The sequence below is a fragment of the Streptomyces sp. NPDC088745 genome (assembly GCF_044751045.1).
Classification (GTDB): domain Bacteria; phylum Actinomycetota; class Actinomycetes; order Streptomycetales; family Streptomycetaceae; genus Streptomyces; species Streptomyces cremeus.
The window spans coordinates 155,863-182,851 of sequence record NZ_JBIVLB010000010.1; the positions used below are offsets into that span (position 1 = coordinate 155,863).

The 26,989-nt window shown below is 71.7% G+C and carries 19 protein-coding genes and 1 pseudogene; 9 read left to right on the forward strand and 11 right to left on the reverse strand.

Annotated features, from left to right (window positions below):
- Nucleotides 1-2: 2 nt before the first annotated feature.
- From ACIP93_RS24975 to ACIP93_RS24985, 3 genes are all read right to left on the reverse strand, one after another.
- Nucleotides 3-374 (reverse strand): hypothetical protein, encoded by a 372-nt coding sequence (locus tag ACIP93_RS24975; protein ID WP_401761836.1) that lies wholly within the window; start codon nt 372-374, stop codon nt 3-5.
- Nucleotides 375-1,004: 630 nt separating this feature from the next.
- A complete protein-coding gene (locus ACIP93_RS24980) occupies nt 1,005-1,922 on the reverse strand; it encodes an RNA polymerase sigma-70 factor (protein WP_401761838.1) in 918 nt (305 codons plus the stop codon).
- On the reverse strand, nt 1,919-3,112 hold the full coding sequence (locus tag ACIP93_RS24985; protein WP_401761840.1) for an NAD(P)/FAD-dependent oxidoreductase: 1,194 nt from the start codon (nt 3,110-3,112) through the stop codon (nt 1,919-1,921). Before ACIP93_RS24985 ends, ACIP93_RS24980 begins: the two co-directional genes overlap by 4 nt.
- Nucleotides 3,113-3,899: 787 nt before the next feature.
- Here ACIP93_RS24985 and ACIP93_RS24990 point away from each other — a divergent pair.
- Nucleotides 3,900-5,144: a PP2C family protein-serine/threonine phosphatase gene (locus tag ACIP93_RS24990; protein ID WP_401762044.1), complete on the forward strand. Its 1,245-nt coding sequence runs from the start codon at nt 3,900-3,902 to the stop codon at nt 5,142-5,144.
- Between the two features lie 781 nt (nt 5,145-5,925).
- Here ACIP93_RS24990 and ACIP93_RS24995 read toward each other — a convergent pair.
- Both ACIP93_RS24995 and ACIP93_RS25000 read right to left on the reverse strand, forming a co-directional pair.
- Nucleotides 5,926-7,026 carry a hypothetical protein gene (locus ACIP93_RS24995; protein WP_401761842.1) on the reverse strand — a complete coding sequence of 367 codons (1,101 nt, stop codon included), beginning with the start codon at nt 7,024-7,026 and terminating at the stop codon, nt 5,926-5,928.
- A gap of 2 nt (nt 7,027-7,028) precedes the next feature.
- Nucleotides 7,029-8,096 carry a WD40/YVTN/BNR-like repeat-containing protein gene (locus tag ACIP93_RS25000; protein WP_401761845.1) on the reverse strand — a complete coding sequence of 356 codons (1,068 nt, stop codon included), beginning with the start codon at nt 8,094-8,096 and terminating at the stop codon, nt 7,029-7,031.
- A gap of 631 nt (nt 8,097-8,727) precedes the next feature.
- Between ACIP93_RS25000 and ACIP93_RS25005 the strand changes: the two genes are divergently transcribed.
- From ACIP93_RS25005 to ACIP93_RS25020, 4 genes are all read left to right on the forward strand, one after another.
- Nucleotides 8,728-10,182 carry a WGR domain-containing protein gene (locus ACIP93_RS25005; RefSeq protein WP_401761847.1) on the forward strand — a complete coding sequence of 485 codons (1,455 nt, stop codon included), beginning with the start codon at nt 8,728-8,730 and terminating at the stop codon, nt 10,180-10,182.
- 432 nt (nt 10,183-10,614) lie between these two features.
- Complete coding sequence (locus ACIP93_RS25010) at nt 10,615-11,283, forward strand: molybdopterin-dependent oxidoreductase (protein WP_401761849.1); 669 nt, start codon at nt 10,615-10,617, stop codon at nt 11,281-11,283.
- Between the two features lie 202 nt (nt 11,284-11,485).
- Nucleotides 11,486-13,798 carry a molybdopterin-dependent oxidoreductase gene (locus tag ACIP93_RS25015; protein ID WP_401761851.1) on the forward strand — a complete coding sequence of 771 codons (2,313 nt, stop codon included), beginning with the start codon at nt 11,486-11,488 and terminating at the stop codon, nt 13,796-13,798.
- 136 nt (nt 13,799-13,934) lie between these two features.
- Nucleotides 13,935-14,486: an EF-hand domain-containing protein gene (locus ACIP93_RS25020; protein ID WP_401761853.1), complete on the forward strand. Its 552-nt coding sequence runs from the start codon at nt 13,935-13,937 to the stop codon at nt 14,484-14,486.
- 158 nt (nt 14,487-14,644) lie between these two features.
- Here the strand turns inward: ACIP93_RS25020 and ACIP93_RS25025 are convergent, their stop codons facing one another.
- From ACIP93_RS25025 to ACIP93_RS25040, 4 genes are all read right to left on the reverse strand, one after another.
- Nucleotides 14,645-15,523: a hypothetical protein gene (locus ACIP93_RS25025; protein ID WP_401761854.1), complete on the reverse strand. Its 879-nt coding sequence runs from the start codon at nt 15,521-15,523 to the stop codon at nt 14,645-14,647.
- Nucleotides 15,524-15,533: 10 nt separating this feature from the next.
- The gene (locus ACIP93_RS25030; protein ID WP_345227159.1) at nt 15,534-15,983 is read right to left on the reverse strand and encodes a papain-like cysteine protease family protein; all 450 of its coding nucleotides are present in this window, start codon (nt 15,981-15,983) and stop codon (nt 15,534-15,536) included.
- Between the two features lie 413 nt (nt 15,984-16,396).
- A complete protein-coding gene (locus tag ACIP93_RS25035; protein WP_401761856.1) occupies nt 16,397-17,947 on the reverse strand; it encodes a UDP-N-acetylmuramoyl-L-alanyl-D-glutamate--2,6-diaminopimelate ligase in 1,551 nt (516 codons plus the stop codon).
- Nucleotides 17,948-18,448: 501 nt separating this feature from the next.
- Nucleotides 18,449-21,364, reverse strand: a complete 2,916-nt coding sequence (locus tag ACIP93_RS25040; RefSeq protein WP_401761858.1) for a hypothetical protein — start codon at nt 21,362-21,364, stop codon at nt 18,449-18,451.
- A 289-nt stretch (nt 21,365-21,653) separates the two neighbouring features.
- On the opposite strand from ACIP93_RS25040, the gene ACIP93_RS25045 reads away from it, so the two are divergent.
- From ACIP93_RS25045 to ACIP93_RS25060, 4 genes and pseudogenes are all read left to right on the forward strand, one after another.
- Nucleotides 21,654-22,544, forward strand: coding sequence for a hypothetical protein (locus tag ACIP93_RS25045; RefSeq protein ID WP_401761860.1), 891 nt, complete (start codon nt 21,654-21,656; stop codon nt 22,542-22,544).
- 209 nt (nt 22,545-22,753) lie between these two features.
- Nucleotides 22,754-23,221, forward strand: coding sequence for a hypothetical protein (locus tag ACIP93_RS25050; protein WP_401761862.1), 468 nt, complete (start codon nt 22,754-22,756; stop codon nt 23,219-23,221).
- 122 nt (nt 23,222-23,343) lie between these two features.
- A pseudogene (locus ACIP93_RS25055) lies at nt 23,344-23,559 on the forward strand (transposase); the annotation flags it as partial.
- A 24-nt stretch (nt 23,560-23,583) separates the two neighbouring features.
- Nucleotides 23,584-24,099 (forward strand): DUF4279 domain-containing protein, encoded by a 516-nt coding sequence (locus tag ACIP93_RS25060; protein ID WP_401762046.1) that lies wholly within the window; start codon nt 23,584-23,586, stop codon nt 24,097-24,099.
- A gap of 647 nt (nt 24,100-24,746) precedes the next feature.
- On the opposite strand, the gene ACIP93_RS25065 is transcribed toward ACIP93_RS25060, so the two are convergent.
- The gene (locus ACIP93_RS25065; protein ID WP_345227169.1) at nt 24,747-25,094 is read right to left on the reverse strand and encodes a hypothetical protein; all 348 of its coding nucleotides are present in this window, start codon (nt 25,092-25,094) and stop codon (nt 24,747-24,749) included.
- Between the two features lie 408 nt (nt 25,095-25,502).
- Nucleotides 25,503-26,975, reverse strand: a complete 1,473-nt coding sequence (locus tag ACIP93_RS25070; RefSeq protein ID WP_401761863.1) for an MFS transporter — start codon at nt 26,973-26,975, stop codon at nt 25,503-25,505.
- Between the last annotated feature and the right edge of the window lie 14 nt (nt 26,976-26,989).

The window sequence follows — 26,989 nt, forward strand, 5'->3', positions numbered from 1 at the left end:
GCCTATTCGTTGAACCACTCGGACTTCACGTCGTAGCCGTCGCCGTCCCAGGAAAGCTGCATCTGGTAGGACCCGAACTGGCCAATGTTGTAGCCCTTCTTGTCACAGCCGGCGTCGCCGCCGTCGGTGATGTAGAGCTTTTCGTTGTACTGGTTGTCGATCAGGCGACCTGAGACCCCGTGGCCGTCCGCCTTGGTGTCGCAGACCTGGAACATGTCCCCGTCGTCGATGAAGGTCATAGAGCCTCGGTCGCCGACCCTGATCGTCTTGTTGGAGACGAGAATGTCCGCTGCCGTCGCGGGAGTTGCCGTGGCGACGAACACAGCGGCGGCGGACGCAGCCACCAGGGCGGCGCGTGTGAGCGATTTGACCATGACTTCCTCTTTTCTTCGAATGCTTCGTATCAGGCGGACAGGGATTCCGGCTGGACGGCGCTGAGCCTATGTCAGCAGACCGACAGTGCAAGTGTTTTACCCGGAAAACCCCGGCCTCTTCTCTCACGGAGCGTGACGTGGCAGTGCATTCCAAATGGGGTACTTGGCAACGACAGTGCGATACGGGGACAGGTGCGCCGTGGAAGGCGCCAGGCCACGAATACGCTGAGCATGCGAAGCCGATGGAATGTGATCCACGTCATATCTCCGGTCAGCGGCGGTGCGGAGGGCCGCCCGGGCGGCCCTCTCGTGGAAAGTCGGGGTCCGGGGGCGACGCCGGACGGCCCTCAACGGGCGCTTGAGCGAGGAGCGCCGCGTGCGGTGAAGGCCTTACGAGCTCGATGACAGAATCCTGGGCAGATGTCCTGGCGGGCATGACTGACTGGTCTGAGATTCGGCCGTTCGTGGTGTGCGGGCACTCGGCTGCGGATGGTGGACGACGTCTTGTGCTCGTTGGCCGACGGCCACAGCCTGCGGCGTCCGCTTCTCTCTGGACCCGGCCCGCCCGTGGAAGGGCAGCGGGCGCAGGCGTTCCCGGAGATTCCGCAGGGCTCGATGTCGGCCAGGCGGTCAGGGGAGTTCGTGCCGAGTGCCGTCTGCGACGGCGTGGAGCTTGTCGGGGTTGGCCACGTTGTGGATGGTCGAGATGCGGCCTGCCGGGTCGAAGTCGAAGGTCAGCGTGGCGACCACGCGGTCCGGGCCGCGGAAGACCACGCCCGGGCCGCCGTTGATCGAGGTGAGTTCCGCCCGCATCTGCCCGGGCTCGATGCCCTGGTAGGTCACGGTGCCGAGGGCGGCGAACCAACCGGCCACGGTCTCCAGGCCGATGACCGGCTTGAGGGCCTGGCGTACCTTGCCGCCGCCGTCGGTCCACAGCGTCACGTCGGGGGAGAGCAGCTCCATGAGGGTGTTGATGTCGCCGCCCGTCGCCGCCGCGAAGAAGCGTTCGGTGACGTCGCGTTGGCGGGCTCGGTCCGCGGTGAAACGGGGCCGGCGCGCCTGGACGTGCTCGCGGGCACGGTGCGCGGCCTGCCGGACCGCCGGCTCCGAGCGTTCCACCGCCTCCGCGATCTCCCCGTAGCTGAAGGCGAAGGCCTCCTTCAGTACGAAGACCGCGCGTTCCAGGGGGCTCAGCGTCTCCAGCACGACCAGCAGGGCCGTGGAGACCGAGTCCGCCGCAGCAATGCCGTCGGCGGTGTCCGGGCCGGTGAGGATCGGCTCGGGCAGCCAGGGGCCTACGTAGGTCTCGCGCTGGTGGCGGGTGGAACGCAGTCGCTCCATCGCCAGGTTGGAGACGATCCGGGCCAGATAGGCCTTGGGATCGGCGACCTGGGAACGGTCGGCCGCCGACCACTTGAGCCAGGCGTCCTGGACCGCGTCCTCGGCGTCGGCGGCGGAGCCGAGGATGCGGTAGGCGACGGAGAAGAGCAGGGTGCGGTACTGCTGGAAGGCGAGCTGGTCGGGGCCGGCCTGCTGCGGCTGGGTCACTTGGCGCTCCTGGTACGGGTGTAGCGGCCGCCGTGCGGCCAGAGGGCGCCCGAGGCGGGCACCTTCTTCATGCGGGCGAAGGTCGCCCACGGCGCCGCGGTGACCGTCTCCTTGTACTTCGCGGCCAGCTTGCCGGTCAGCACGATTCGGCGTGGGCTGTCGTCGGGGTGGGTGAACTGTACGACGGCGTCGTGGCGGCCCAGGCTGACGGGTGTGTGGTAGTGGCCGAAGCGGAAGGGCTTGGGCTCCTTGCCGGCGATCACCCGCAGGATCGAGAGAGCCGCGTGCACGCCGGTGGGCATGCCGCCCTGGCAGGTCCCGTGCATGACGCCGTAGTCCTGACGGACCGCCGCCGCGTCGCCCACGGCGTAGACGTCCGGGTGGGAGACCGAGCGCAGCGCGCTGTCGGTGACCACCCGGCCGCGCTCGTCGATCGTCAGGCCGGCGGCGGCGGCCAGCGGCGAGACACGGGTGCCGCTGGTCCACAGCACCGCGGCCGCCGGGATGCCGGTGCCGTCGGCGAGCTCGACGCTGTCCGGCAGCACCTTGACCACCTCGACGCCGCTGCGCACCTGCACGCCGAGCCGGGCGAGCGCCGCGTCCAGGTGCGCCTTGGCCTTCGGGTGCATGCCCGCCCCCGGCTCCTGGCGGCCCAGCAGCACCACCTGGAGCTCCGGGTGCCGCTCGGCGATCTCCGCGGCGGCCTCGACTCCGGTGAGGCCGTTGCCGCCGACCACGACGGTCCCGCCGTCGAGCAGGGTCAGCCGGTCGGCGAGGAGGGCGGCGTCCTGGGGGCTGTTGAGGGTGTAGGCGTGGTCGTCCACGCCGGGAACGGCGGCGGTGTCCGCGATGCTGCCCAGGCCGTAGACCAAGGTGTCGTAGCGCAGGACCCGGTCGTCGTCGATCCGGACGGTCTTCTCCTCGGCGTCCACGGCGGTGACCCAGCCGCGGACGAAGCCGGCCCCGGTGCCGTCCAGCAGGTCCGGGATGTTCATCTCGGCGGTCTCCTGGCCGGTGGCGGTCATGTGCAGCCGGAGCCGCTCGGTGAAGGTGTCGTACGGGTTGACCAGCGTCACGCGCAGGTCCCCGCGCTTCCTGGTGCGGGCCGCGAGCTGGATCGCCGCCGAGAGCCCGGCGTAACCGGCGCCCAGGACCAGGACCTCGTGCTGCTGTGCTGCTGTCGCGTTCATCGCTCTGCCGCTTCTTTCCGGTGGTCGTTCCCGCCGTTCGGACGACCACCAGACGCAAGCTGCCTTCCCGTTCGTGACATGGGACCGAAGTGGCCTGCGTCACATCACGAAGAGGGGGCAGGCGCACGGCGTCAGCCCCCCGAGCGCCACGACGCAGCATTCAACCAGGATCGAACCGGCTGCGCGCAGGAACTGACATCCCGACAGAAACCGCAGGTCAGCGGCAGGAATCGCAGCTTCCGCGCCACCCGCGAGCACGACCGCCTCCCCACTCCCAGCACCCGCTGACCGCACCATGCCGGTCTCGGGGAGCACCGGCACCGGATACAGCGGTGAGCGCGACCTGCACGGCCGCAGAACCGGAAGACCGCCCGTCTTAGCCGGGCGTCGGGCAGCAGCACCACCCGAGCGAACTGGTCTTCTCCGGCTGAAGGGGACAGGCTTGGTCGGGCCGTCCCGTCCGCGCGGTGTCGGCGAGGACAGCCGGGTGTCGGTCCCTGCCGGCACACCACGGCTCGACACCTCTCGCAGCGATCAACGGCTTCACCCGCCCGGACTGCGGTCGCCCTGCGATGGCAGTCCGGACGACTAGAGCGTGCGGAGGCTGGTGCCGTCGTGACATGCCGCGCGGCCGGTCGGGTATCCGGTGGTTCTGGTGTTCCTCGTGTCCGGGGGAGCACTGAACCAAAGAGCGAGCTGTGAGGTGACCGTGAACAGATGCCGGCCCGACGAGAGCGGTGAGACTTCGGTGCGCGGTGCCGGAACGGGAAGCGGTACGGGCATGGCGCTGACGTTGGCGGGCGCGCTGGCCGCGGCCGAGAGCGCGGCTCCGGTGGAGTCGCTCGACGTCGTCGCCGCCATGCTCCGGAAGCATCTCGGGGCGGTGACGGTGTCCTTTCTGATCAGTGACTTCACGGGGAGTTCCGTGGTGCGCCTGGGCGCGGCCGGCAGTGTGGAGACCCGGGAGATCGCTCGGCGCATTCCGCTGGCGGGCACCGTCTACGACGACGTGATCCGTACTCAGCGGCCGGCTGTGGAGGACAAGGACGGCGACGGGGGCGGGTTGGTGCGGGTAGTGGCTCCGGTGACCAACCGCGGGGACGCCATCGGGCTCCTGGAGCTGTTCCTGCCCGCCGCACCGGAGGCCGGGGTGATGCGTGAGATCGGCGAGGCCGCGCACGCGCTCGCCTACATCGTGATCGCCAACCGTTCCTTCACCGATGTGTACCAGTGGGGACGGCGGACCTCCCCGCTGAGTCTGGCCGCGGAGATCCAGCACCGGCTGCTCCCGGCGTCGCTGGCCTGCGAGGCGGCACAGTTCGCCGTCGCCGGTTCGCTGGAGCCCGCCGACCACGTCGGGGGCGACACCTTCGACTATGTCGTGGACCGGGACACCGTCCAGCTCTCCGTCACCGACGCCATGGGCCACGATGTCGACGCCGCGCTTCTGGCGACCCTCCTGGTGGGTGCCCTGCGGCGGGCCCGGCGGGCCGGTGCCGGCCTCGCCGAGCAGGCCCGTCAGGCCGACCGGGCCGTGCGTGAGCACGGCCGCGGAAGTTACGTCACCGGCCAGCTCCTGCGGATCAGCCTGGTCGACGGGAGTACCGAGTTCATCAACGCCGGACATCCCTGGCCTCTGCTGATGCGCGACGGCCGGGTCCAGGAACTCACCCCTAAGGTCGACATGCCGTTCGGCTTCCACGTCCCGCACACCTACCAGGTCCAGGCACTGGACCTGCGGCCCGGCGATCGCCTCGTGATCCTGACCGACGGCATGCTCGAACGGAACGCCGACGCCCTCGACCTCTCCGCCCTGATCACCAGTACCCGCACCCTGCACCCCCGCGAGGCCGCCCGCACCCTCATCGGCGCCGTCGTCGCCGCCAACCACGGACATCTCCAGGACGACGCCACCGTCATGTGCCTGGACTGGCACGGAGTCGACCAGTCCCGCCGCGACGCCGACACCGGCGCAAGCCTCATCGGCGCATCCCCCGCAGCAGCGGGCCCTCCCCCTGTCTCCGGGGCGTAGGCAGCCGCGCGTCCGCGGGCGTCACGGGCTCCGCAGCGTGGTGGTGTTCGGCGTTGAGGCGCTGCGGTTGTACGAGCCGGCCTTCGGCGGTTCGTACAGAAACCCGCCCCCGGACAGCACGACCCGGCTGCATGACGCCACCGAGGATCCCTGCGAGGTGAAGGACGCATAGCCGTCAAGAGGCAGCCCCGCACCAACGCCCGCCCGCGCGACGGGCACGGGCTCGATCGATCCGCTCCGTGTCCTCCTCGCACACGACTCGCTGAACGAGCGGGTGCACAACTCCCCTCCGGTCCGCTCCCCTTCCTGGGCGGGCCGACTGGTCATGAGCCGCAGGCCATGGTGTTCTCGCGCTCCCGGCGGGATCCACGAGAACACCACCGTCTGAGGCCCCCCTCCCCCACGTCCTCACCACAGCACAAGGTGAGCAGGACCCGCGCGCACAGACGGTCAACGAAGCGGTCCGCCGTGTGGACGCCGAAAAGGCTTGTCCGAACTCACGAGATCCGGACATGACTTCCTCCTTCACCCCACCTCGGCGGCCCCACGCTGCTCGGCCTCCTGGCGCTGGGCCGTGTCGACACCCCGTGACGTTCCGGGTGGGTGTCACCCCCTCGGAGACCCGCCGGCACACGGGTGTCGGGTGCTCCGACCGCTCGAACCAGGCGTCGGGCCGGTTCGTCGACCCGCGGGGCAGACCGGCCGGGCGGGGCAACCGCGTCGTACGGCGGACGGCGCGCCCGCTCCCCGGCCCCGCCCGCCCGTCCCGACCCGCCCCGGTTCAGCCGAACCGGAGGATGCGGGGCGCGAAGGTGGACTCGGGGCCGCCCGCGCGGCCGACCGACCACACCGTCGCCGTTCCCGGCACCGGGGCCAGCGTCAGTGCGGAGGAGGCCCCCTCCCCGGCCACGGCCGGTTCGTCGTACGGGGTGAACGACTGGCCGTTCCAGGAGAGGAAGGCGGGCCCGGGGACCAGCGGCGGGTGACTGCCCGGCGGCCCCCACTTCAGCGAGCGGGCCACCGCGACCCAGCCGAGCGCACCGGAGGCCGAGGGGGCCAGGGAGGTGATCCCGCCGAAGTCCGTGGGAACGGTCACCCGGCTCCACGTCTGCCCGTCCCAGCGGACCAGCAGCGGCGGGATCGGCTTGCCCGCCGGGCCGCCGATGAAGCCGGCCGAGCCGCCCGCCCACACCTCCGTCGGCGAGACCGCCAGCACACTGCCGACCCCCGCCCGCGGGGACCCGCTCACGATCGTCTGCTGCCAGGCGGTGCCGTCCCAGTGCGAGACGGTCGCACCCTCTCCGGAGGAGCCGGCGGCCCACACGTCGTCTGCCGCCAGGAGGTGCAGGCCGTACACGGAACCCGGCGGCACCGGCAGATCCCGCCAGCCGCGCCCGTCCCAGCGCAGCAGCGCCTGCGCACCCTCCCGCGAGCCGATCAGCCAGGTCTCGCCGCCGCCCGCGACGACCTTGTTCAGCACGACACCGCGCGGCGCCCGGCTCTCCGACCAGCCGGCGGCGGTGAGGCGGAGCAGCCGGGCGGCGCCCGCCGTGTCACGGCCGACCGCCCAGGCCTCGGTCGGCGAGGCGGCGGCCACCGACAGCAGCTCTCCCTGCCAGTCGCCGCCCGGCAGGCTCTGGCGCTGCCAGGCGGTGCCGTTCCAGCGCAGCATCAGCGGATAACCGGGGGCCGTGCGGCCCACGGCGTCGGCGCCCACGGCCCAGGCCCGGTCGGGTCCGCTCGCGGCGGCCTCGTTCAGCCCGGCCTGCGGGCGCACCTGCGCCGGGACCGGCACGTGGTGCCAGGTCGGCGTGTCCGCGGCGGCCACGGGTGCCAGGGTCATGGCAGCCGCGAGGGCCGCGACGAGAAGTCTGCGTGCCATGGTCAGCCTCCGAGCCGCTCACTCATCGGATGGGGTTTCGAGCCGTAGATCTCGGCGGTCCCGAAGGACAGCAGTGCGGATCCGGCCCTGGCCAGCACTCGTGCCTGGACCTCGATCGCGTTCGTGCGCTGCGGGCCGTAGGAGAAGGTGGTGCGCGCGCCGTCCACCCGCGCGTACTTCGACTGGAACGCGCGGTCGCTGCGCATCGGCAGCCACAGCGCGCCGTCCGGGCCGCGCACCACGGCCTCGGTGGACGCGTTGCCCAGCGGCGGGTGAGTGGTGCGCCAGGCGGACCCGGTACGCGTCATCAGATAGGTGCTGTTCACGCCGTCGGCGTACTGGCTGCCGGCGATCGTGACCCGGCCGGACGGTTCGAGAAGGACCGACTGCACGTTGCTGTTCGGCGGCAGTGGCACCTTCGCGTCCCGCCACGTCGCGCCGTCCCAGCGCAGGACAGCGGGACCGGTGGCGGTGTCCGCCCAGGCCCAGGCGTCGTCGGCGCTGCGCGCGGTGATCCCCATCAGGAACGTCACGCCCTCGGGCGTGGGCTGTTCGGTCCAGCGGGAACCGTCGTAGTGCAGCACCTTCAGCCCCGTGTCGTCCTCGCCGACCACCCAGGCCGCGCCCGGGACCGCGGCGAAGTCCTGGTGGACCCACAGGGGCCGGGGCAGCGGGACGGTGCTCCACCCTCCCGCCGAACGGCGCAGGATCTCGCCCGCGCCGTCGCGGAGGTGGAAGATCCACGCCTCCTCGCCGACGAACTGCACCTTGCCGAGCCGGCCCGGCTCGCCGGCCCCGGGGAAGGTGCTGTCCCGGCGCCATGCCGAGCCGTTCCACCCGTACAGGACAGGCCGCGGTCCTTCCGACACGTTCTCGGACCCGGTCGCCCACGCCTCGCCCGGTCCGCGGGCGGCGAGGTCGGCCACGTGCACCGGCGGAACCGCCGCCGGCACCGGCAACGCGGACCAGCGCGGTGGCACGGCTCCGGCCACCGCGCCCGCGGCAGTCGGCGACAGTGCTCCCGCACAGGCGATCACCAGGCAGACGACGACCGTTCGGAGACGGTTCACGAGACCCCCAGGAGTACGAAGGTCGCACAAGCTACCGACGTCTTCGTCCCCGTGGACAGACGACAACCGGCCGAAGAAGGCCCCTCCCTTCGCGCGTCGGGGCCTGAGGGCGCAGGAAAGCCAGGTGTGCGAACCCCCAGAGGGGCTGCTCCGCGGAGACCCTCCCGCGCCCTCTGTTCCCCTGGAGGATCTGAACCGGCGCCGACGGCGCGGTTCACGTACGCGGCTACCGCATTTCGGTCCTGCCGCCCCCGGGCACTCCGATGTCCGCACGAACCACGGGCCGCGCCGGGTGGCTTCCGTCGCCCCGGCGAAGGTCGGCGTCCAGCGGAGGCCCACGGCGTCCTCGCCGCCCGGCTCGCCGCTCACCCGCCCGCTCAGTTCCTCCGTGAAGCCCGCCGGGTCCCCGGCGTTGCCGGTTCCGGTGCACCTGCGCCCCGTGGTTGTCCAGGTGGCGGGGGCCTGGCCGCGCACGTGGGTGCCGCCGCCCCCTCCGGCCCCGCCGCCGTACCGCTCCCGCCCCGCGTACAGCACCCACTGACACCGCACCCGCGTTGTCAGTGCCCCCGGCTACGGTTCGATCATTGGAATTCGCCGGTCGGACGGCGGATGCGCAGGGGAGGGGTCTGTCATGTCCCACGGTTCCGCCACGGTGTCGGCGACGTATCTGGAGCTGTCCCAGGAGGACGGCGCGGCGCACAAGTTCTACGAGGTGACGGTCGCCGGCCTGACCGTGAGCGTGCGGTACGGCCGGATCGGCGCCGAGGGGCAGACGCAGACGACGACGTTCGCCACGGCGGACAAGGCCCGCGCCGCCGCCGCGAAGAAGATCGGCGAGAAGGTCCGCAAGGGATACGCCCCGGCGGTCCCCGGGCAGCGCGCACCGCGCGCGGTCACCCGGCGGCAGGTCTCCTCCGCGCCCTCCACCGCGCGCTCGGCGGCACCCGTGCTGTGGCGTTTCCGCACCGGTTCGGCCGCGTTCGGGATCCACGTCGACGACGACCGCTGCTGGGTCGGAAACCAGCGCGGCGACGTGTACACCCTGGACCACGAGGGCGGCGTACTGGCCCGCTTCCGCCTGCCGGACGGGGTGAAGTGCCTGGTGGCCGACGACTTCTGGATCTATGCGGGCTGTGACGACGGCAAGGTGTACGACCTGTCGTCGAAGCTGCCGTTCGCGGCCTACGACATCGCGGCGGACGTCGACATCTTCTGGCTGGACATCCACGAGGGCGAGTTGAACGTCTCCGACCGCGACGGGCGTCTCACCGTCATCGACCACGAGGACGAGCACCAGTGGGCCCGCCGCAGCCAGGGCGAGCACGCCTGGATGGTCCGCGCCGACGACCGGGCCGTCTACCACGGCCACAGCAAGGGCGTCACCGCCTACGCCCCCGACGGCAGCGGGGAACTGTGGCACACACGCACCAAGGGCGGGGTGCTGTTCGGCTGGCAGGAGGGCGACGTGGTGTACGCGGGCACCGCGCACAAGGCCGTCCAGCGGCTGTCGAAGGCGACCGGTGCGATCGAGGCGACGTACACCTGCGACAGCGCCGTGTACTCGTGCGCGACCTCGCCCGGCGGGCGGTTCGTGTTCGCCGGTGACGCCTCCTCGTCCGTCTACTGCTTCGACCAGGACGGCACCCGGCTCTGGAAGCTGGGCACGGGCGACGGTTCCGCGCTGTCCATGCAGTACCACGACGAGCGGCTCTATCTGGTGACCACCGACGGCTCGCTGCTCTGCGTGGACGCGAGCGAGGCGGCCGTCGCGGCGGCGCAGCAGGGCACGGTGCCGGTGGCGCGGGACGTCAAGCTGGCGGCGGCCATGCCCGCCAGCGCGCCGGCCACGGACGCGGGCGCGGTGGCCACCGTGGCCCAGGCGCCCAGCGGGGCGATCGTCGTGGAGTGCGTGCAGGAGGCGGGCCGGGTGCGGGTGCACGTCGTGTCCGGGGGCTACGACCCTTCGCTGAACGTTCAGTTCCCCCGGGCGATCCGGGAGCCCGGGGCCCGTTACGTGGTGGACGCGCTGCACACGGCGGCCGGCGGTTTCTACCGGGTGCGCGGAGACATCCAGCGACTGCTCTGACAGAGGCCGCGGTGAGGGCGGGTGCGGCGGGCCGGACCCGGTGCGGGCCCGCCCTGAAGCAGGCCGGGCCCCCGTGGCTGAACTCCGTTCCCCCGCAGCGGAGTCGACGCGCCTGCCCCCGCGCGGTCAGGGCACCCGACCCTCCCACGTGAAGGGGGCCTTGGATGAGGAAGGGGCCGGAGTTCTCACTGGCGCGCGGAGGCACGGACGGCCCGTCCGACTGGGCGTGGACCGCGAAGACCGCGAGGACCGCGAGGATCCCGAGGCCCGGAAGCCGGGCCTGTACGCCTGAGCCGACGCGAGCGGGGGCCGCCGGCCGGCCGCGGCGGGGCCGGCCGGCGGTTCTGCATCATGGGCATGCCCGAGGTGGGCCGAAAAACTGCTCAAGTAGGTTGGGCGGTGCCCGACTTGGGCGCAGACCGGAGGACCGACATGACGCTTCCGCCAGGACAACGTGCTCTCAGGGGATTTCCCAGGTTCGGCAAGGACCTGAAGAATCCGCCGCCGCCCGTCCCCGCCGACCCGGTGATCAAGCTGGTCGGTGCTCTGGCGGAGGACCTCACGCTGCCGGTGAAGGATCTGGCGGGGCTGCCCCGGCGCGAGGTGCGGGCCGACTTCCACTGTGTGGCCGGGTGGTCGGCGACCGGGCTGGTGTGGGAAGGAGTCGGATTCCGTGACTTCTACCGGGAGGTGGTGCAACCGGCCCTGCGGCCCGGGGCGTTGGTGAGCCACCTGGTGTTCGTGGGTGCTGACGGGGTACGGGCGTCGGTGCTGCTGGAGGACGCGTTGGGTGAGGACGTGCTCCTCGCCGAGCATCTCGACGGGGAGCCGCTCACCGGCGAGCACGGCGCCCCGGTACGGCTCGTCAGTCCCTGGCAGTACGGCTACGTGAACATCAAGCACCTCTGCCGCATCGAGTTCCACGTCACCGCGCCCCCGCCCGCCGACCGGTGGTCACCCCTGGCGGCGCACTCCCGGGCCCGGGTGTGGAAGGAGGAGCGGCACCGCCGGCTGCCCGGCCGGGTGGTGCGGCCGCTGTACCGGGTACTGGTCGCCGGGATCCGGGCGGCGAGCGCGCGGCAGGGACGCAAACAGGGGTGACGGCGGTCGTTCGGAGTCGGGGCGGCCGGGGCCTTGGTGCGGCCGTTGCGCAGACGTGCGCACAACGGGGTTGGGCCGTACGCCGCAGGGGAAGTGTCCGTCCCGCAGACCATCGGCGGAGAGGACAGCGGGGCAACGACCCTCCGTGACGCAGGCAGCCGTCGCCCGCGCGCACGGGGAACTTCGGCGAGGGAGTCCGTGGATGGTGGAACGACGCATATCGGTGGCGACCCACTGGGGCAGTTATGTCGCGGTGGTCGATTCCGGCCGGCTCGTGCGCGTGGAGCCGAGGGGCGACGACCCCGCGCCGTCACCCATCGGCCCCGGAATGGTGACGGCCGCCGACGACAGTGCTCGCGTGCTGCGCCCCGCGGTCCGCAAGGGCTGGCTGGACGGCCTGCCGCGCGTCCACGACACGGCCAGAGGTGCGGACGCCTTCGTGGAGGTGAGCTGGGACGACGCGCTCACCCTGGTCAGCGGTGAACTCCGTCGCGTGCGCTCCCAACACTCGGACAGCGCGGTGTTCGGCGGCTCCTACGGCTGGGCGAGCGCGGGCGGGTTCCACAACGCGCAGGGGCAGCTCCAGCGTTTCCTGGCGCTGGGCGGGGGATACACCGACTCGCGCAACACGTACAGCACCGCGGCTCTGGAGGTCGTTCTCCCCCATGTGATCGGCGGACACCCGTGGAGCTACCAGTCCCGGATGCCGATGTGGGACGAGATCGCCGAGAACTGCGAGCTCGTGGTGGCGTTCGGAGGGCTGGCCCTCAAGAACAGCCAGATCAACCCCGGCGGACTGGCCAGGCACCGGACGCGGGACCTGCAACGGCAGTGCCGTGAGGCCGGGGTGCGGTTCGTCAACGTCAGCCCTCTCCGCAGCGACACCGCCGGCTTCCTGGACGCCGAATGGCTGCCCGTCGTCCCCCACACCGATACCGCGGCGATGCTCGGCATCGCCCACACCATGCTGGTCAACGGATGGCACGACGAGGACTTCCTCCGCCGTTGCTGCGTCGGGTTCGACCGCTTCGCCTCCTACCTGCTCGGCGAGCTCGACGGCGTCCCCAAGGACGCCGCCTGGGCAGCGGGGATCACGGGCATCGGCCGCGACGTGCTCTGCGACCTCGCCCGCCGCCTCACCACCCGGCGTTCGCTCATCATGGTCAACTACGCGGTACAACGGGCGGACCACGGCGAACAGCCCATCTGGATGTCCGTCGTGCTGGCCGCCATGACGGGTTCGATGGGCCGGCCGGGCGGCGGCTGGGGCGCGGGTTACGCGACGATGGACGCGACGGGCGTCGCCAGGGGCCGCCCCTCCGTGGCGGCGGTGCCCAAGGTCCCCAACCCCGTTCCGGATTTCATCCCGGTCGCGAGGATCGCGGACACCCTGCTCCATCCTGGCCGGACCATCGACTACGACGGCCGGCGGCTCACGTTGCCCGAACTTCGCCTGATCTACTGGTGCGGAGGGAATCCGTTCCACCACCACCAGGATCTGCACCGGTTGACCCGGGCCTGGCAGGCCCCCGACACGGTGGTGGTCCACGAGGCCTGGTGGAACGCCACGGCGAAGTTCGCGGACATCGTCCTCCCCGTCGCCACCAGTCTGGAGCGCGACGACTTCGCCGCCGGGTTCTCGGACCCCCACCTCGTCGCGATGCCGAAGGCCCGTGAGCCGGCGGGCGAGTCGCGCACCGACCACGACATCTTCCGGGGCCTGGCGGCGCGGCTCGGGTACGAGCAGGAGTTCACGGAGTCGCGCTCCGAGATCGAGTGGGTGCGGCACCTGTACGAGCAGACGAGGGCCGAGCTCGGCGTCGAGGCGTCCTTGCCGGGCTTCGACGACTTCTGGCGAAGCTCCACCGTTGAACTGCCGGCGTCTACCGGACCGTTCCCCGGCGACTTCGGGGCGCTCCGCTCCGACCCGCGGCGCTTCCCCCTGCCGACGCCGTCGGGCAGGATCGAGATCTTCTCCGAGGTGATCGACTCGTTCGGCTACGACGACTGCGCCGGACATCCGAAGTGGTACGCACCGGTCGAGTGGCTCCGCGCCGATCTGGCCGGCCGATTCCCGCTGCATCTGCTCTCCAACCAGCCCGCCTCCCGCCTGCACAGCCAGTACGACAACGGCGGGCACAGCCTGAGTTCGAAGATCCGCGGCCGCGAGCCGGTGACGATGAACCCGGGGGACGCCGCGTCGCGCGGCATCGAGAGCGGCATGGTCGTGCGCCTCTACAACGACCGGGGGACCTGTCTCGCGGGTGCGGTCCTGTCGGAGGACGTCATGCCGGGCGTCGTACAGCTGTCCACGGGAGCGTGGTGGGATCCGGTCCGGCCGGGCTTGAGCGGAACCATGGACCGCCACGGCAATCCGAACGTCCTCACGGCGGACCGGCCGTGCTCGCGCCTGTCCCAAGGGCCCAGTGCGCTCAGCACGCTGGTCGACGTCGAGCGGTACGACGACCCCCTGCCCGACGTACTCGCCTTCACCCCGCCCCCTCTCGAACAGTGACACGAAGGGTCTCCCGCCCCGGCGAACGGATCCTTCTCGTACGCCACCGCCGAGCGCGTCACGGGCCGACCCCGGACGCCGAGAAGCTCCCCTCGCGATTTGCGTATGTGTAATCGCATGAATACTGTCCGCGTTCGTGACTGCACTTCAAGAACGCAAGTACGGCCAGTGGTTCCGCGGCGCGGACGTCGACGGCGACGGGTTCATCACCCAGCGGGACGTCCGGATGATGAGTGAGCGCTACATCGCGGCCCGTGGCGCGGCGCCGGACTCCGCGACAGCCCGCACGCTCACCGAGAGGATGGACGGCTTCTGGGCGAACGTGATCGCTCCGATGGATCAGGACGGCGACGGGAAGATCGACCTGCGCGAGATGACCGAAGGGTTCAGGCGGGCGCTGACCGACCGCGCCCGGTACCCGGAGCAGATCGAGCCGGTGACCGACTGCTTCTTCGACCTGGCCGACCTCAACGGGGACGGCAGGATCGACCGGGCGGAGTTCCAGCAGATGTACGACTCGGTCGCAGGCGTTCCCGGCGAGGACTGCGCCGCGGTCTTCGCGGCCTTGGACCGGGACGGCTCCGGTGCGCTGGACCGCGCCGAATTCCACCAGGCGGTCGCGGAGTTCTTCTACGGCGACGACCCGGACGCTCCCGCCAACCACTTGTTCGGCAAGTTCGCCGGCTGACGCCCCGGACACGGACACCGCATGCCCGCACCACTCCTGGTGTGGGCATGTGTCATGCGAGCTCGACGGCAGGGCTCAGGGCGCGGGGGTGCGGGACGGTGCGGTGCTCGCTCCGCCACGGCCGGGTGCGGGGGCGGAGCGGGGGTCGTACGGGGATTTCAGGCCGTGTGGGTGCGCCGGCGTCGCAGGAGCACGGCGGCGCCGCCCGTGACGGCGAGTGCCGCGCTGGAACCGCCGGCCAGGAGCAGGGTGGAGGACGGGGCGTCGTCCGTCCCCGTGGGCAGGGAGTAGCCGCTGGAGTAGCCCCTGGTGTCGTACTCCGTGCCGGGCAGCTTGTCGGCGTAACGGCTCTTGAGCAGCTTCTGGTAGTCGCTGAGCGACACCGACGCCTGGCCGCCCAGGCCTTGCCGCGCCTGGTCGTTGAGCGGCGTGACGGTGGTGAGCCTGAGCTGGTACCAGCCGCGGATCTGCGGTTCGGCGAAGACCACGGTGCCGGCGGCGGCCCTGCCCGCGAACGCGGCGTCGCTGTCGCCGTCGCGCACGGCCGCCAGGTGCCAGCCGCCGCCCTGGGTGGGGGCGAGCATGACGGTGGCGGTGCGGCCGTTGACGGTGGTGCTCAGCGAGGAGACCAGCTGGGTCAGCTTGACCGCGTTCGCGGGCAGCGGCGCGGCGGTACCCGCGACGAAGGCCGGAGTGATCTCGTTCAGGGCCACGGGGTCCTTGATCGTGAAGACCGGGAGGCCCTGGCACGGCTCGGCCGTATCGGGGATCGGCTGCGCCGCACCGTTGGCTCCGGTCGGCAGCGGCGTGCGCAGGAAGCGGCAGACGGTGTCGCGGACGTCGGCGGACTTCACCGCGTCGAGGGCGGCACGGTAGTCCGGGATGTCCACCGGCAGCGGGTCCTTGGCCGGAGCCGCGTGCACCGGGCCGGCGGCGGACAGCAGCGCGGACGCGCTCAGGACGAGGGCGGTGGACAGGAGGGAGAAGCGGGACGTGGCCCGCTCGCTGAATGCTCTGGTACCGCGGGTGTCGGGCATGTCGCCTGCCTTAGCGGGAGATACCGATGCGGGAATGGGTCCACTTGGAGGAGCTGTTGCTCACGTAGTCGCTGTAGTTCCACCACGTGTACGTGGTGGTGTCCGGCCACGGGTCGGCCACGGCGATCGTGGTCTTCGCCGTGTCGAAGCCGTAGACCACGTTCATGTGGCCGCCGCCGGAGGTCCACCCGATGCGGGCGCCGATCGGACGGGCCGCCTTGACGTCGGTGTACACCTGGTTGAACGTGGCCGCGGTGTTCAGGCCGGACCCGGTGCGGGTCATGCCGAGGCTGTGCCAGCCCTTGGCCATGTCGTCGAGGGTGGCGGGCTGGTTGTTGCAGCCGTAGTAGGGCTGCGCCCGGCTGCAGAAGTCGGCCTGGGTGGAGCCGAGTCCGTGGAACTTGGCGATGGTCAGCCCGGAGGCGACCCAGCACCACTGGGTCTTCTCCTGTTTCAGCATGGTGATGTTGTCCTGGCCCGCTTCCGCGTGAGCGGTGCCCGTCGCGGCTGCGAGAGAGCCCAAAGCGGCCAGCGCGAGAGCCGCTTTCGCTCTTCCGTACCTGAATCTGCCCATGTTCCTGCCTTCCCTGAAGGGTGCAACGCAACGAATGGGGTGATCAGGGACGAATATGCCAACGTGTTACCCATCGACACACCCGACTTGCGGAGACGTACCCGTGCGGCCTAGTTCTGGCGGACAGCCGTGGGTCCGCCCCGCCGGCCGCACCCGCTGTCGCCCGCGGGGTACGGCGGCGGAGATGGCGGCCGGGCAGGTGTCCCACGGGCCGTACCGGTCCGGCGCTCCCGGTGGGTTCCGGACCCGGCCCTCGCCCCACCGGCTCGGGCGTCGAACGACTGCGACTGCGATTACGACTACGAGGACGCGGCGTGCTCCGCGGTGGCCGCCGAGCCGTTCCCGGCGGCGGGGAACCGGGCGGCGGTCTGCTGCAGGGCGAGCTCGCGCGCGACGGCCATGTCGCTGAACGGGATCAGTTCCTCCCGCACGGTCTGGTGCGGTTCGCTGCCCTTGCCCGCGAGGAGGACGATGTCGTCCGGCCCCGCCGCCGACAGCGCGAAGGCGATCGCCTCGCGCCGGTCGGCCAGCCGCTCGAACGGCGTGCCCGTCGAGGCGAGCCCGGGAGTGATCTCGTCCAGGATCGCCTCCGGGGCCTCGTTGCGAGGGTTGTCCGAGGTCAGGACGCACAGGTCGGAGTAGGTCCCGGCGATCCTTCCCATGTCGGCCCGCTTCGTGGTGTCCCGGTCGCCGCCGCAGCCGAACACGGTGATCACCCGGCCGCGCGAGTAGCCGCCGATGGTGGTCAGCACCTTCTCCAAGGAGTCGGGCGAGTGCGCGTAGTCCACGATCACCGAGGTGCCGTCCGGGGTCTCGAAACGCTCGAACCGGCCGGGCACCGGCGGCATCTGGGCCAGCGCGGCGACCAGGGAGTCCAGGTCGTGCCCCAGGACGTGGCAGGAGGCGAGGGCCGCGAGCGCGTTGGCGACGGAGTACCGGCCCGGGAAGGGGATGGCGGCCGGGCGGGCGCGCCCGCCGTGGTGGAGGGTGAAGCGGGTGCCGGACGCGCTCACCACCAGGTCGGTGGCCCGGTAGTCCGCCGGCTGGTCGAGGGCGTACGTGGTCACGGCGCCCGGCATCATCGCGGGGATCCCCGCCCCGACCGGGTCGTCGGCGTTGACCACCGCGTGCCGGCACAGGCCCTGGAAGAGGCGGAGCTTGGCGTCCCGGTAGTTGGCCATCGTGCCGTGGTCGTCCAGGTGGTCCTGGGTCAGGTTGGTGAACACCCCGACGTCGATGAACGTACGGTCCACCCGGTGGGTCAGCAGTGCCATCGAGGTGGCTTCGAGCACCACGCCGGTGGCCGCGCGGTCGCGCATGTGCCCCAGGAGGTACTGGAGGTCGGGCGACTCGGGGGTGGTGAGCACCGAGGGCGGCATCGGGATCAGCTCGTCGCCGATCCGGCTGCCCGACGTCCCGATGACTCCCACCTCGGCCCCCGCCGAGAGCCGCAGCACGGACTCGACCATGTACGACACCGAGGTCTTGCCGTTGGTCCCGGTGACCGCCACCATGTCCATCTGCCGCCCCGGCTCGCCGTAGTACCGGGAGGCCACCACGGCGGCGGCCCGCCGGGCGTCCGGCACCCGCACGGTGCACCTGTTCGCCGGCCAGAGCGTCTCCGGGAGCGCGGGGTCGGCCCCCTCGACGAGGACGGCCGCCGCTCCGCGGGCGAGAGCCGCCGGGATGGAGGCGGTCCCGCCCTCCCGGTGGCCGGGCACGGCGACGAAGACGGAACCGGGAGTGACCCGGTCGACGTCGAAGGTCACGCCCGCGGTGATCGACGTCGTACCCGGGTCGCCCTGGAGCACCTGGTGTTCCTGTCCGGCCAACAACTCGCTCAGCTGCACGATGATCCCTTCGAAGTGGCGCGGCCGTTGAACGCGGTCGCAGCCGGGCGGCAGCACCGGCGGTGGCCGGACGCTGCTGTGGTGGGGCGGAGCCGAGCGCGGTGCTCGCTCGGGTCGGACCGGGCAGCTCACGACCCGGCAGGAAGGCCCGGCGACCGGGCGCGGCGGCGCGGCGCACCGCCACGGGCGCGCTCACGTGCTGACACAGGGCGAGTTCGTCATCGGGCGCACGCAGTGGGACGTGCTGCCGGAGGGGCCGTGGAAACCGGCCGGATCGTTCGCCGCTCCTTGAAGCTACAGCGAGTTCCGTGCAGTGGCCAACCGCCCCCGGTGCGGGGAGCCACGGAACCCGGTTCGCGCGGTGCCGGTGTGCGCGCCGCCACCGGGTCGCCGCGGCCTGGAGGTTCTGCTCGCACGCGGAGGGTACCGGCCATCGCCGGGCCGACGGCCACCGAGGCCCGGCGCCGGATCCCTCACCCGGTCCCTCACCCGCGAGAGCGGTCAGCGGCGGGTGTCCCCCTGGTCGCGGCACGGTTCCCGGAAGGAGACGTCGGGGAAGTAGTGCTCCCACTGTGCTCGGGTGAGCGCGGCGGGGTTTCCGGCGCATCCCAGCTCGATGGCGTGCCGGGGGTCGGTCGGCCAGAGGCGGGCGGTGTGGTCGGTGCCCCCGGTGAGCAGGAACCGTCCGTCGGGGGACAGCGCCACCGCGTTGAGCGCCCCGCCGTTGCCCAGTACCCCCGCCGTCGCCGGGCGCCGGGGGTCGGCGACGTTCCACAGGCGTGCGAAACCGTCGTAGCCCCCTGACGCCAGCAGCCGCCCGTCCCTGCTCAGTGCCGCCGCGATGACGACTTCGCGGTGCCCGGTGAGGGTGGACAGAGTGGCGGGGCGGGTGGGACGGGAGATGTCCCAGATCCGTACGGTGCGGTCGTCGCTGCTGGACACCAGCGTGCGGTCGCCGGGACCGAACGTCACCGAGGTGACGAAGTTCCGGTGTCCGGTGAGGACGGACAGCCTGACCGGCTCGTGCGGTTGGGCGACATTCCACAGCTGTACGGTGCGGTCGTCGCCGCCGGTGGCCAGGAGACGGCCGTCACGGCTGAACGCCACCGCCTTGACGTTCAGCCGGTGGCCCGTGAGCGCGGCGCGGAGAGCGGGTGGGCGCGCGGTGAGGTCCCAGAGCCGGACGGTGTGGTCGTAGCTCCCGGTGGCCAGGGTCCGTCCGTCGGGGCTGGAGGCGACGGCGTAGACCACGTCGGTATGGCCGGTCAGCGCGGCCGTGGGCGTCGGGCGGTCCCGGTCGGTCACGTCCCAGAGCCGCACGGTGTGGTCGAAGCCGCCCACCGCCAGGGTGCGCCCGTCCGGCGTGAACGCCACGGACGCCACCCGACCGGTGGGCCGCGTCGCTCCCGCCCTGACCGGCGGGCCGGTCTCGGGCGTGTTCCACAGCTGAACATTGGTGTCGCCCCCCGCGGCCAGCCCGCGCCCGTCCGGCGTGAAGGCGACGGAGGAGACGATCTCCCCGCGGCCGGGGAGCGGTTTGCTCACGGCCCCGAGAAGTCCGTCACGGGCCTCGGCGGTGGGGGAGAGCTGATAGGCGGCCATCATCAGCTGGGCGTGGAGGGCCGGTTGGCTGTCCCGCAGGGAGCTCGCCTCACCGGCCACGTTCCGGGAGAGGATCTCGTTGCGCTGCTGCGTGATCTCCCGGTGGGCGTGCAATGCGTAGGCGGCCGCACCGGAGGCGGCCAGCGTGGCGACGGCGAGGAGGGCGACGAGCCGCCGCAAGCGCCGGGCCCGGTGGAGGAGCCCGCGGTTGCGCAGGTCCTCGGCCGCCCGGCTGGCGTCCAGGAACGCCCGCTCGCGCACCGTCAGCTCACCGCGGTGCGCCGACGGATCGGCGAACTCCCCGACCATGGCCAGTCGCGCACCGCGGTACAGCACGTCCGGGTCGCGGTTCAGGGACTCCCAGAGCTGGGCCGCTTCGGTGAGCATGCGGTGGCGGCGCAGCCGTTCGCGGTCCTCGGTCAGCCACCGGTGCAGGCGTGGCCAGCAGCGGATCAACGCCTCGTGCGTCACCTCGATGTGGTGGTCGTCGAGAATGAGCAGCCGGGCGCGCGCCGCCTGTTCCAGCACGGTCGTGACGTCGGCGTCGCGGTCGAGCTCCCGGTGCGGCAGCCGGCGTCTGGTGTCCTCGGTCCCCTCCCCCAGGCTGGTCAGCCGCAGGAAGAGCTGCCGGGCCGACCGCTGCTGGGCAGGGGTGAGCGAGGTGTAGAAGGTCTCCGCGGTCCGGGCCAGCGCACCCTCCATTCCGCCCGCGGCCCGGTACCCGGCCAGGGTGAGGGCGTTGCCGCGGCGGCGGCGCCACGTCTCCAGCAGGGCGTGCGAGAGCAGCGGCAGCGTCCCGTGCTTGCCGTGGCACTCGGCGACCAGCGCCGCCACCAGCGCGCCTTCGACGCTCAGCCCCGCGCGGGCGGCCGGCTGGACGATCGCCTGGCGCAGCTGCTCGCTGGTCATGGGGCCGAGGGGGACCTGCGACGCGGCGAGCGCGGTGAGCAGTTCCGCGTGATGTGTGCAGTGCGCGTAGAAATCGGCGCGCACCCCCAGCACGGCACGGCAGCGGCTGTTCGGCGCCCCCGTCGCGGTGACCAGCGCGGAGATGAAGGCGGCCCGTTCCTGCTCGCTCCGGCACAGGGTGAAGACCTCTTCGAACTGGTCCACCACCAGGATGACTTCGGCGGCCGGCGGCCGTCCGGCGAGCAGCTGCCGGACGAGGCGGTGCAGGTTGGCCGGATCGGCCGCGAGTTCCGCGCACAGCCGGCCGGCGGTGGTACCCGCCTCGGTGGCGAGTCCGATCGCGCACTCCTCCAGCGGGTGCGGGCCGGGCGTGAAGAGCAGCACGGTCGAGGTCTCGGCACCGGCCGCCAGCCGGGGCAGCAGACCGGCCCGCAGCAGCGAGGACTTGCCCGACCCGGAAGCTCCGAACACCGCGACGAACCGGTGCCCGGCCAACCGGCGCACCAGGTCATCGGTGACGTCCTCCCGCCCGAAGAACCGCTCTCCGTCCTCCCTCTGGAACGCGGCGAGCCCCGGATACGGCGCGGCCGGCCCCTCTTCGGCGCCGCACGCCTCCGGCCCCGCCGAGGCCGCACCCGCGGCGATCCGGGCAGCGGATCGGTGCCACAGCTGCTCCCACTCACCGACGTCGCCGTCGCAGGCGCGCACGTAGGCGAGCGCCACCGGCAACGAGGGCAGTACGCGGCCCGCGGCGGCGCTGGAGAGCGTGGTGACGGAGTAGTGCGTACGCTGCGACAGCACCCGGTAGGTGGGACTGCCGGCCTTCTCCCGCAACTGCCGCAGGGATGCCGCGAACGCCAGCTCCGGAGTGTCCCCGCTGTCCAGCGGCCGTTCCTTGCGCGCCACCTTCGCCACCCCCGCCCCATGTGCCCGTTCCGTGCCGGGAATGCTCCCCAGCCCTGTGCTCGCCTGACCGCTCCTTTGCCGATTCGGCTGTTTTCTGCCGGTGCTCACGTGCCCGGTGCGACCGGACACCGCCCTTGCCGACGGCTGTGACCAGCGGGAACGCGGACCGCTGCGCCGTGCTCTGTACGGAGTTGTTTGTCCGGCAAAGGTGTCCCGACGCCGAACAATCCCTTCGGGCTAGACAACTCCCTGGGCAGGACGGCGAGGACGACACGGGAGGAGGCCGGGAATGCGAGCGACGGCACGGGACGCGGCACGGGCGGTGGGAGCGGCAGCAGTCGCGTCACTGGTACTCGGATGCGCGGCGCAGTCGCAGGACACGGCATCGCGGCCGCCGGAGGCGGTGATCCGCCCGGTGGGTTCGCAGCAGACGCTGGACGTCGCCGAGAACCTGCTGGAACGCGACTGCATGCGGCGCAGCGGCTTCGACTTCTGGGTCACCCCGCCCGCCGCCCCCGGCACCCGGCGCGAATTCCCCTACGTCGTCGACGACGTGGCGTGGGCGAAGGAGCACGGCTACGGATCCGACCAGCGCGCCGCACTCCGGCGGGCCGCCGACGCCGATCCGAACAAGCGCTACCTCCTGTCGCTGGACCCCCGTCGCCGCACCTCTCTGGTGGCGGCCCTGAACGGGCCCCGCCCGACCGGGCTCGCCGTCGACCTGCCGAACGGCGCGCGCATCAGCCACAGCGACGAGGGCTGTACGGCGGAGGCCGAGCGCCGTCTGTACGGCGACCTGCCGGCCTGGTTCCGGGCGACGCGGACCGTCCGCTTCCTCAAGGGCGAACGCGTCGCGGCCGTCCAACAGGACGCGCGCTACCGGTCGGCCCGGGACCGCTGGGCGGCGTGCATGCGGGCCGACGGACTTCCGTACTCCGATCCCCAGGAAAGCCGCGCCGCGGCCGACCCGGAACGCGGCGCCGACCGGGCCCGGGAGACCCGGACCGCGGTGGCGGAGGCGACGTGCGCGGTGTCCACGGGCTTCTCCCGGGTCGCCGCCGACCTCGACACTTCCTACGGGACGTCGGCGCGACGCCGCCACCCGAGGGTGTACGCCGACCTGGCCCGGCTCACCAGGGCGGCGCTCCCCCGGGCCAGCGCAGTGGTCGCCCGCGGCTGACCTCCGCTCCCCACGCTCCCCCGGGCCCGCGCACCGGCCACCGGAGGCCGAACGCACCCTCCCGGTGATTCCCCGGGCCCGCACACCGATCGGCCGATGCCGGCCGCGCGCCCCCTCAAGCTTCCCCGGCGACATCCGCCGCGGGACGGCCGGCCCATCGGCCACCACCCGAACACGGGCGGCATCCGCCGCCGGACAAGGAGAATTCCATGATCCGCAAGCACCTCACCGCCGCCGGAGCGGTCGCGGCAGGACTGGCGCTCGCGCTGTTCCCGGCGATCGCCTCCGGCGCCCCCGTCGGTCCCGACGACCGCGGGGCCGCCCCCGCGAACCGCAGCACGGCCGCAGCCGACGGTCTGCTGCACGCCTGGACCGACCCCTACGGCGGCGGCACCCCCTGCTTCTGGGGCGGGAACGCCGACACCTGGGGCCCGTGCCGGAACAAGGCGTCCGACATCTGGAACAACGGCTACGCCACCACCCTCGACGCGGTCGATCTCTACTACGGCCTTAAGGCCACCGGGGCACACGCCTGCATCAGCCGGGGCGACTCCTGGAACAACCTCCCGTCGGGGAAGTGGAGGTTCACCTACGGCGCGGGCCAGGGCGGCTTCGGCCAGTCGGTCAACGACAACATCTCCTCGCACCGCTGGGTCGACTACTGCAGTCAGGGCTGACCCGCCTCGACACCCGGGGCCCACCGGCACACCGGTGGGCCCCGGGCCACGTCCGGCGTCACGGCCGGGGTCCGCCCCCCGGCCCTTCGGCTTGCGGGCGAGCCTTCGGCTGCCTGTCTCCCGACTACGACCACCTGCGACGATGGTTACGCGGACGAGGCATCACCCACCGCATCGCCCGTAAGGGAGACGAGTCCTCCCAACGCCTGGGCCGCCACCGCTGGACCGTGGAACGCACGATGGCATGGCTCACCGGCTGCCGCCGCCTCCACCGCCACTACGAGCGCAAGGCCGACCACTTCCTGGCCTTTACCAGCATCGCCTGCACCCTCATCTGTGCTACCGCAGACTCACCAAATGAGATGTCCTCCAAGAAGTCAGTGGCTGTGGACGGGACGGCCTGCGATCGTGATGGCGTGCCAGAGAACCTGATGTTGCGACAGCCGATGCCGGATACGAAGTGGTCCGCCGGGTCGTTGCGAATTACGAGCCGAACGGTGGGCGCCAGCGAGATCTCGGCTCGCCTGGGGATCGCGCCGGATGATCAGTTCGAGCGAGAAAGCCTGACGAGCCCTCGGAATCCGAGCAGCGTCCGGCGTGAGGCCGACGTGTGGATTCGCCGGAGTGGCCTGGGCAGCGACCGCTGGCCGGAGGAACACGTGGCAGCACTGGTCAAGCTGCTCGACGGACGCCGCGAGGAGCTGATTCGGCTGTCTGATTCCTGCGATCTGGAGGTGGTGCTCGGGTTCGGCAGTGAAAACGGCCAGGGGGGCTGCCTGCTGCCGGCTCACCTGCTCGCCGAGGTCGGCGCTCTGGGGCTCGATGTCGTGCTCGACCTTTATCCGCCGACGCCGGAGGATGCCGCCACCGGGGGGTGACCAATGCCGACGCCATCCGCGCCGAGACGCAAGGGCGACCTCGGCCGGCCAGCCGTCAAAGGGCGAGACCGGCACCGGTGCGACAGCCGTCAACGAGGTGTGGACGGTGCTGGATCGGGGCGGCAGTCGTCCTGGAGGTTCAGCGTCCTGCGGCCATGCCCACGGCATCGAGCCGAACGATCAGCAGCGCGGACCGGATTGTCTCCGCATGGGGAGGAGCTACGCGCGCGAGATCCAAGCAGACCGGCGGCTGCTGCAAAATCGTTCCCGTTCATTCCGGGCCGAGACACCCCCCTGTTCTTTGCGTCTCGTGCTATCTGCCGCCGTGGTGACGAGGATGCCGCCCTGGCCGCAGACGAGACGATCTACGCCCAAGACCTTGTCCTTGTGCCAGACAGGACGGAGCCCCGGTCACGGAGGTCCTGATTCGGATCGAGGGGGAAGTCGCCCGCATCCGTCACTGATCCGACGCCAGATGCGGTTCCACCACCGGGTCGAGGTCTCCTCGGCTCAGGTCTGGTGCCGGGCGGCCAGTGGGTGTGCAGACGTGTACCGCCCGCGCGCGGGCGGTACACGGGCCTCGGGGAATCCCGGCACAGGCCCAGCGGTTCTCGCCGAGCCGGTGATCAGGTGTTCACCGGCTCGGGTCAGTCGGCGTCGATGCGGACGTCGTCGCCGCGGGAGGACTTGCCGAGGAAGGAGCAGTCGTAATCCAGCACCAGATGGCCGAGATCGTTCGTCCTCACCCGTGCCTGTGCGTAGCCGTCGCGGTCCCGGTACTCGACCTTCAGATCGTCGTCGTCGGCCTTACCCTTCGCCGTGCCCAGGGCCACCGTCTTCTGCTCGGGCTCGCCGTACGCGGCCGTCAGCTCGTACACGACGTATCCGCTCCTTCCGTCCCATCCCCCTTTGAGCTGGAGGATGTCGTCGGAGAAGCTGAGGGGGGCGTCGAGCTCGTACTTTTCCCCGTCCTCGTTCTCGTACATGTAACCCATTGGTCTCTGCACCTTCCCGTCCACGCCGGCGCTTCACGTATGTCCGTCATCACTAGCCGTGACGCCCTGTTCTGGCCGGCCTCCACTCCGTTCCTTCGCGGGGCGGAACTCGGAACCAGCGTGGGGCCGCCACGGGGGCTGGACGCCATGATCACCGTTCCCCGGGCGGGGCCGTGCATGCGCGCGACCGCGGCACCGGTGCTGGGGTTTCGCTGCTGGGGCGGTGCCCTCGCCACAGAGACATCTGACGGACGGGGCAAGGTGCCGACGGAGATCGTGCTGGTCGTTGGTTTGAGAACCACTGCCGAACGGCAGTGCGCGCCATCGGTTTTCTTCGAGAGAGGGAAGCCGCGGACCAACCGAGGAACGGAGGCGTGCGTGGTCGACGAACAGCCGTCCAGGACTTCGTCAACGGCCGTTCGCGGAAGTTTCGTCCGGGGCGGGGGTGGTCGCTTCCGGTCCGGTCGTGCGAAGTGGGGTCACGGGGGTTTGTACGGGTCTGGTCTTCGCCAGCCACAGGCCGGTGAAGACCGCGGTGGCGAGGGTGACGGCGCCTGCGGCGAGGAAGGCGCTGTTGAGGCCGGTTTCGAAGGAGGCGCCACCGGACTGACCGGCGCGGACGACAGCTCCGAGCAGGGCCACGCCGAGCACCGCGCCGATCTGCCGGGTGGTGCTGCTGACGCCTGAGGCCAGGCCGCCTTCTTGTGGGTCGACGGCTTGGATGGCGGCGCCTGTCAGCGGGGACATGGTGAGGGCGAAGCCGGTGCCGACGACTGCCAGCCGCCACCACACGTCTCCGTAGGGGGTGTCGGCGTGCACCATGCCGAGCGCCAACAGGCCCAGGCCCGCCAGGGTGAGGCCGAGGGTGACGACGGCGCGGAAACCGCAGCGGGCGGCGAGCCGGCCCGCGTACGGGCTGACGACCACCATGGCGAGGGAGACGGGCAGGGTCTGCACGCCTGCGCGCAGGATCGAGCTGCCCTGGACGTGGACGAAGAACTGGGAGAAGAAGAACGACGAGCCCATGAGCGCGAATCCGACGACGACCATGGCGGTGTTGGACACCGTGAACAGGCGTTGGCGGAAGAGGTGCAGCGGCAGCATGGGGGCGGGCCTGCGTGCTTCCACGGTGAGGAAGGCGGCCAGGAGAGTCGCCGCGGCGGCGAAGCTGCCCAGGATGACCGGGGAGGTCCAGCCGCGGGCGCCGCCTTCGATCAGGCCGTAGGTCATGGCGCCGACCGATAGGACGGACAGGACGGCGCCCGGGACGTCGATCGCGGGGGCGTCGGGGTTGCGGGACTCGCCGAGGTGGCGCAGGCCGATGAGGAGGAGGACCACGCCGATGGGCACATTGACGTAGAAGATGGCGGGCCAGCCGTAGGCGTCCGTCAGGATGCCGCCGGCCACGGGACCCGCGGCCAGGCCGATGCCGCTGAGTCCGGCCCACAGTCCGATCGCCTTCATGCGTTCCCGCGGTACGGGGTGGGCGGCGGCGAGCAGGGCGAGTGAGGCCGGGCTGAGGGCCGCGGCTCCGATGCCCTGGAGGACGCGGCCGGTGACCAGCCAGCCGAGGGAGGGTGCGAGGGCGCACACCAGGGAGGCGGCGGTGAAGACGACCACGCCGGTGAGGTAGACGCGTTTGCGGCCGAACCGGTCGGCGAAGACGCCGCCGGACAGCAGGAGCATGGCGACCAGCAGGACGTATGCGTCGACGATCCATTGCAGGCCGGTCAGCCCGGTCTGCAGCCTGTGCTGCATGTCCGGCAGGGCCGCTCCGACGATCGTGTTGTCGAGCAGGACCATGAACTGGCCCAGGCAGGTCACTGTCAGCAGCACGCCCCGGTTCGGCCGGCTGTCCGCGGTCGCAGGCGTTACCGCCATGGGACTCCTTTCCG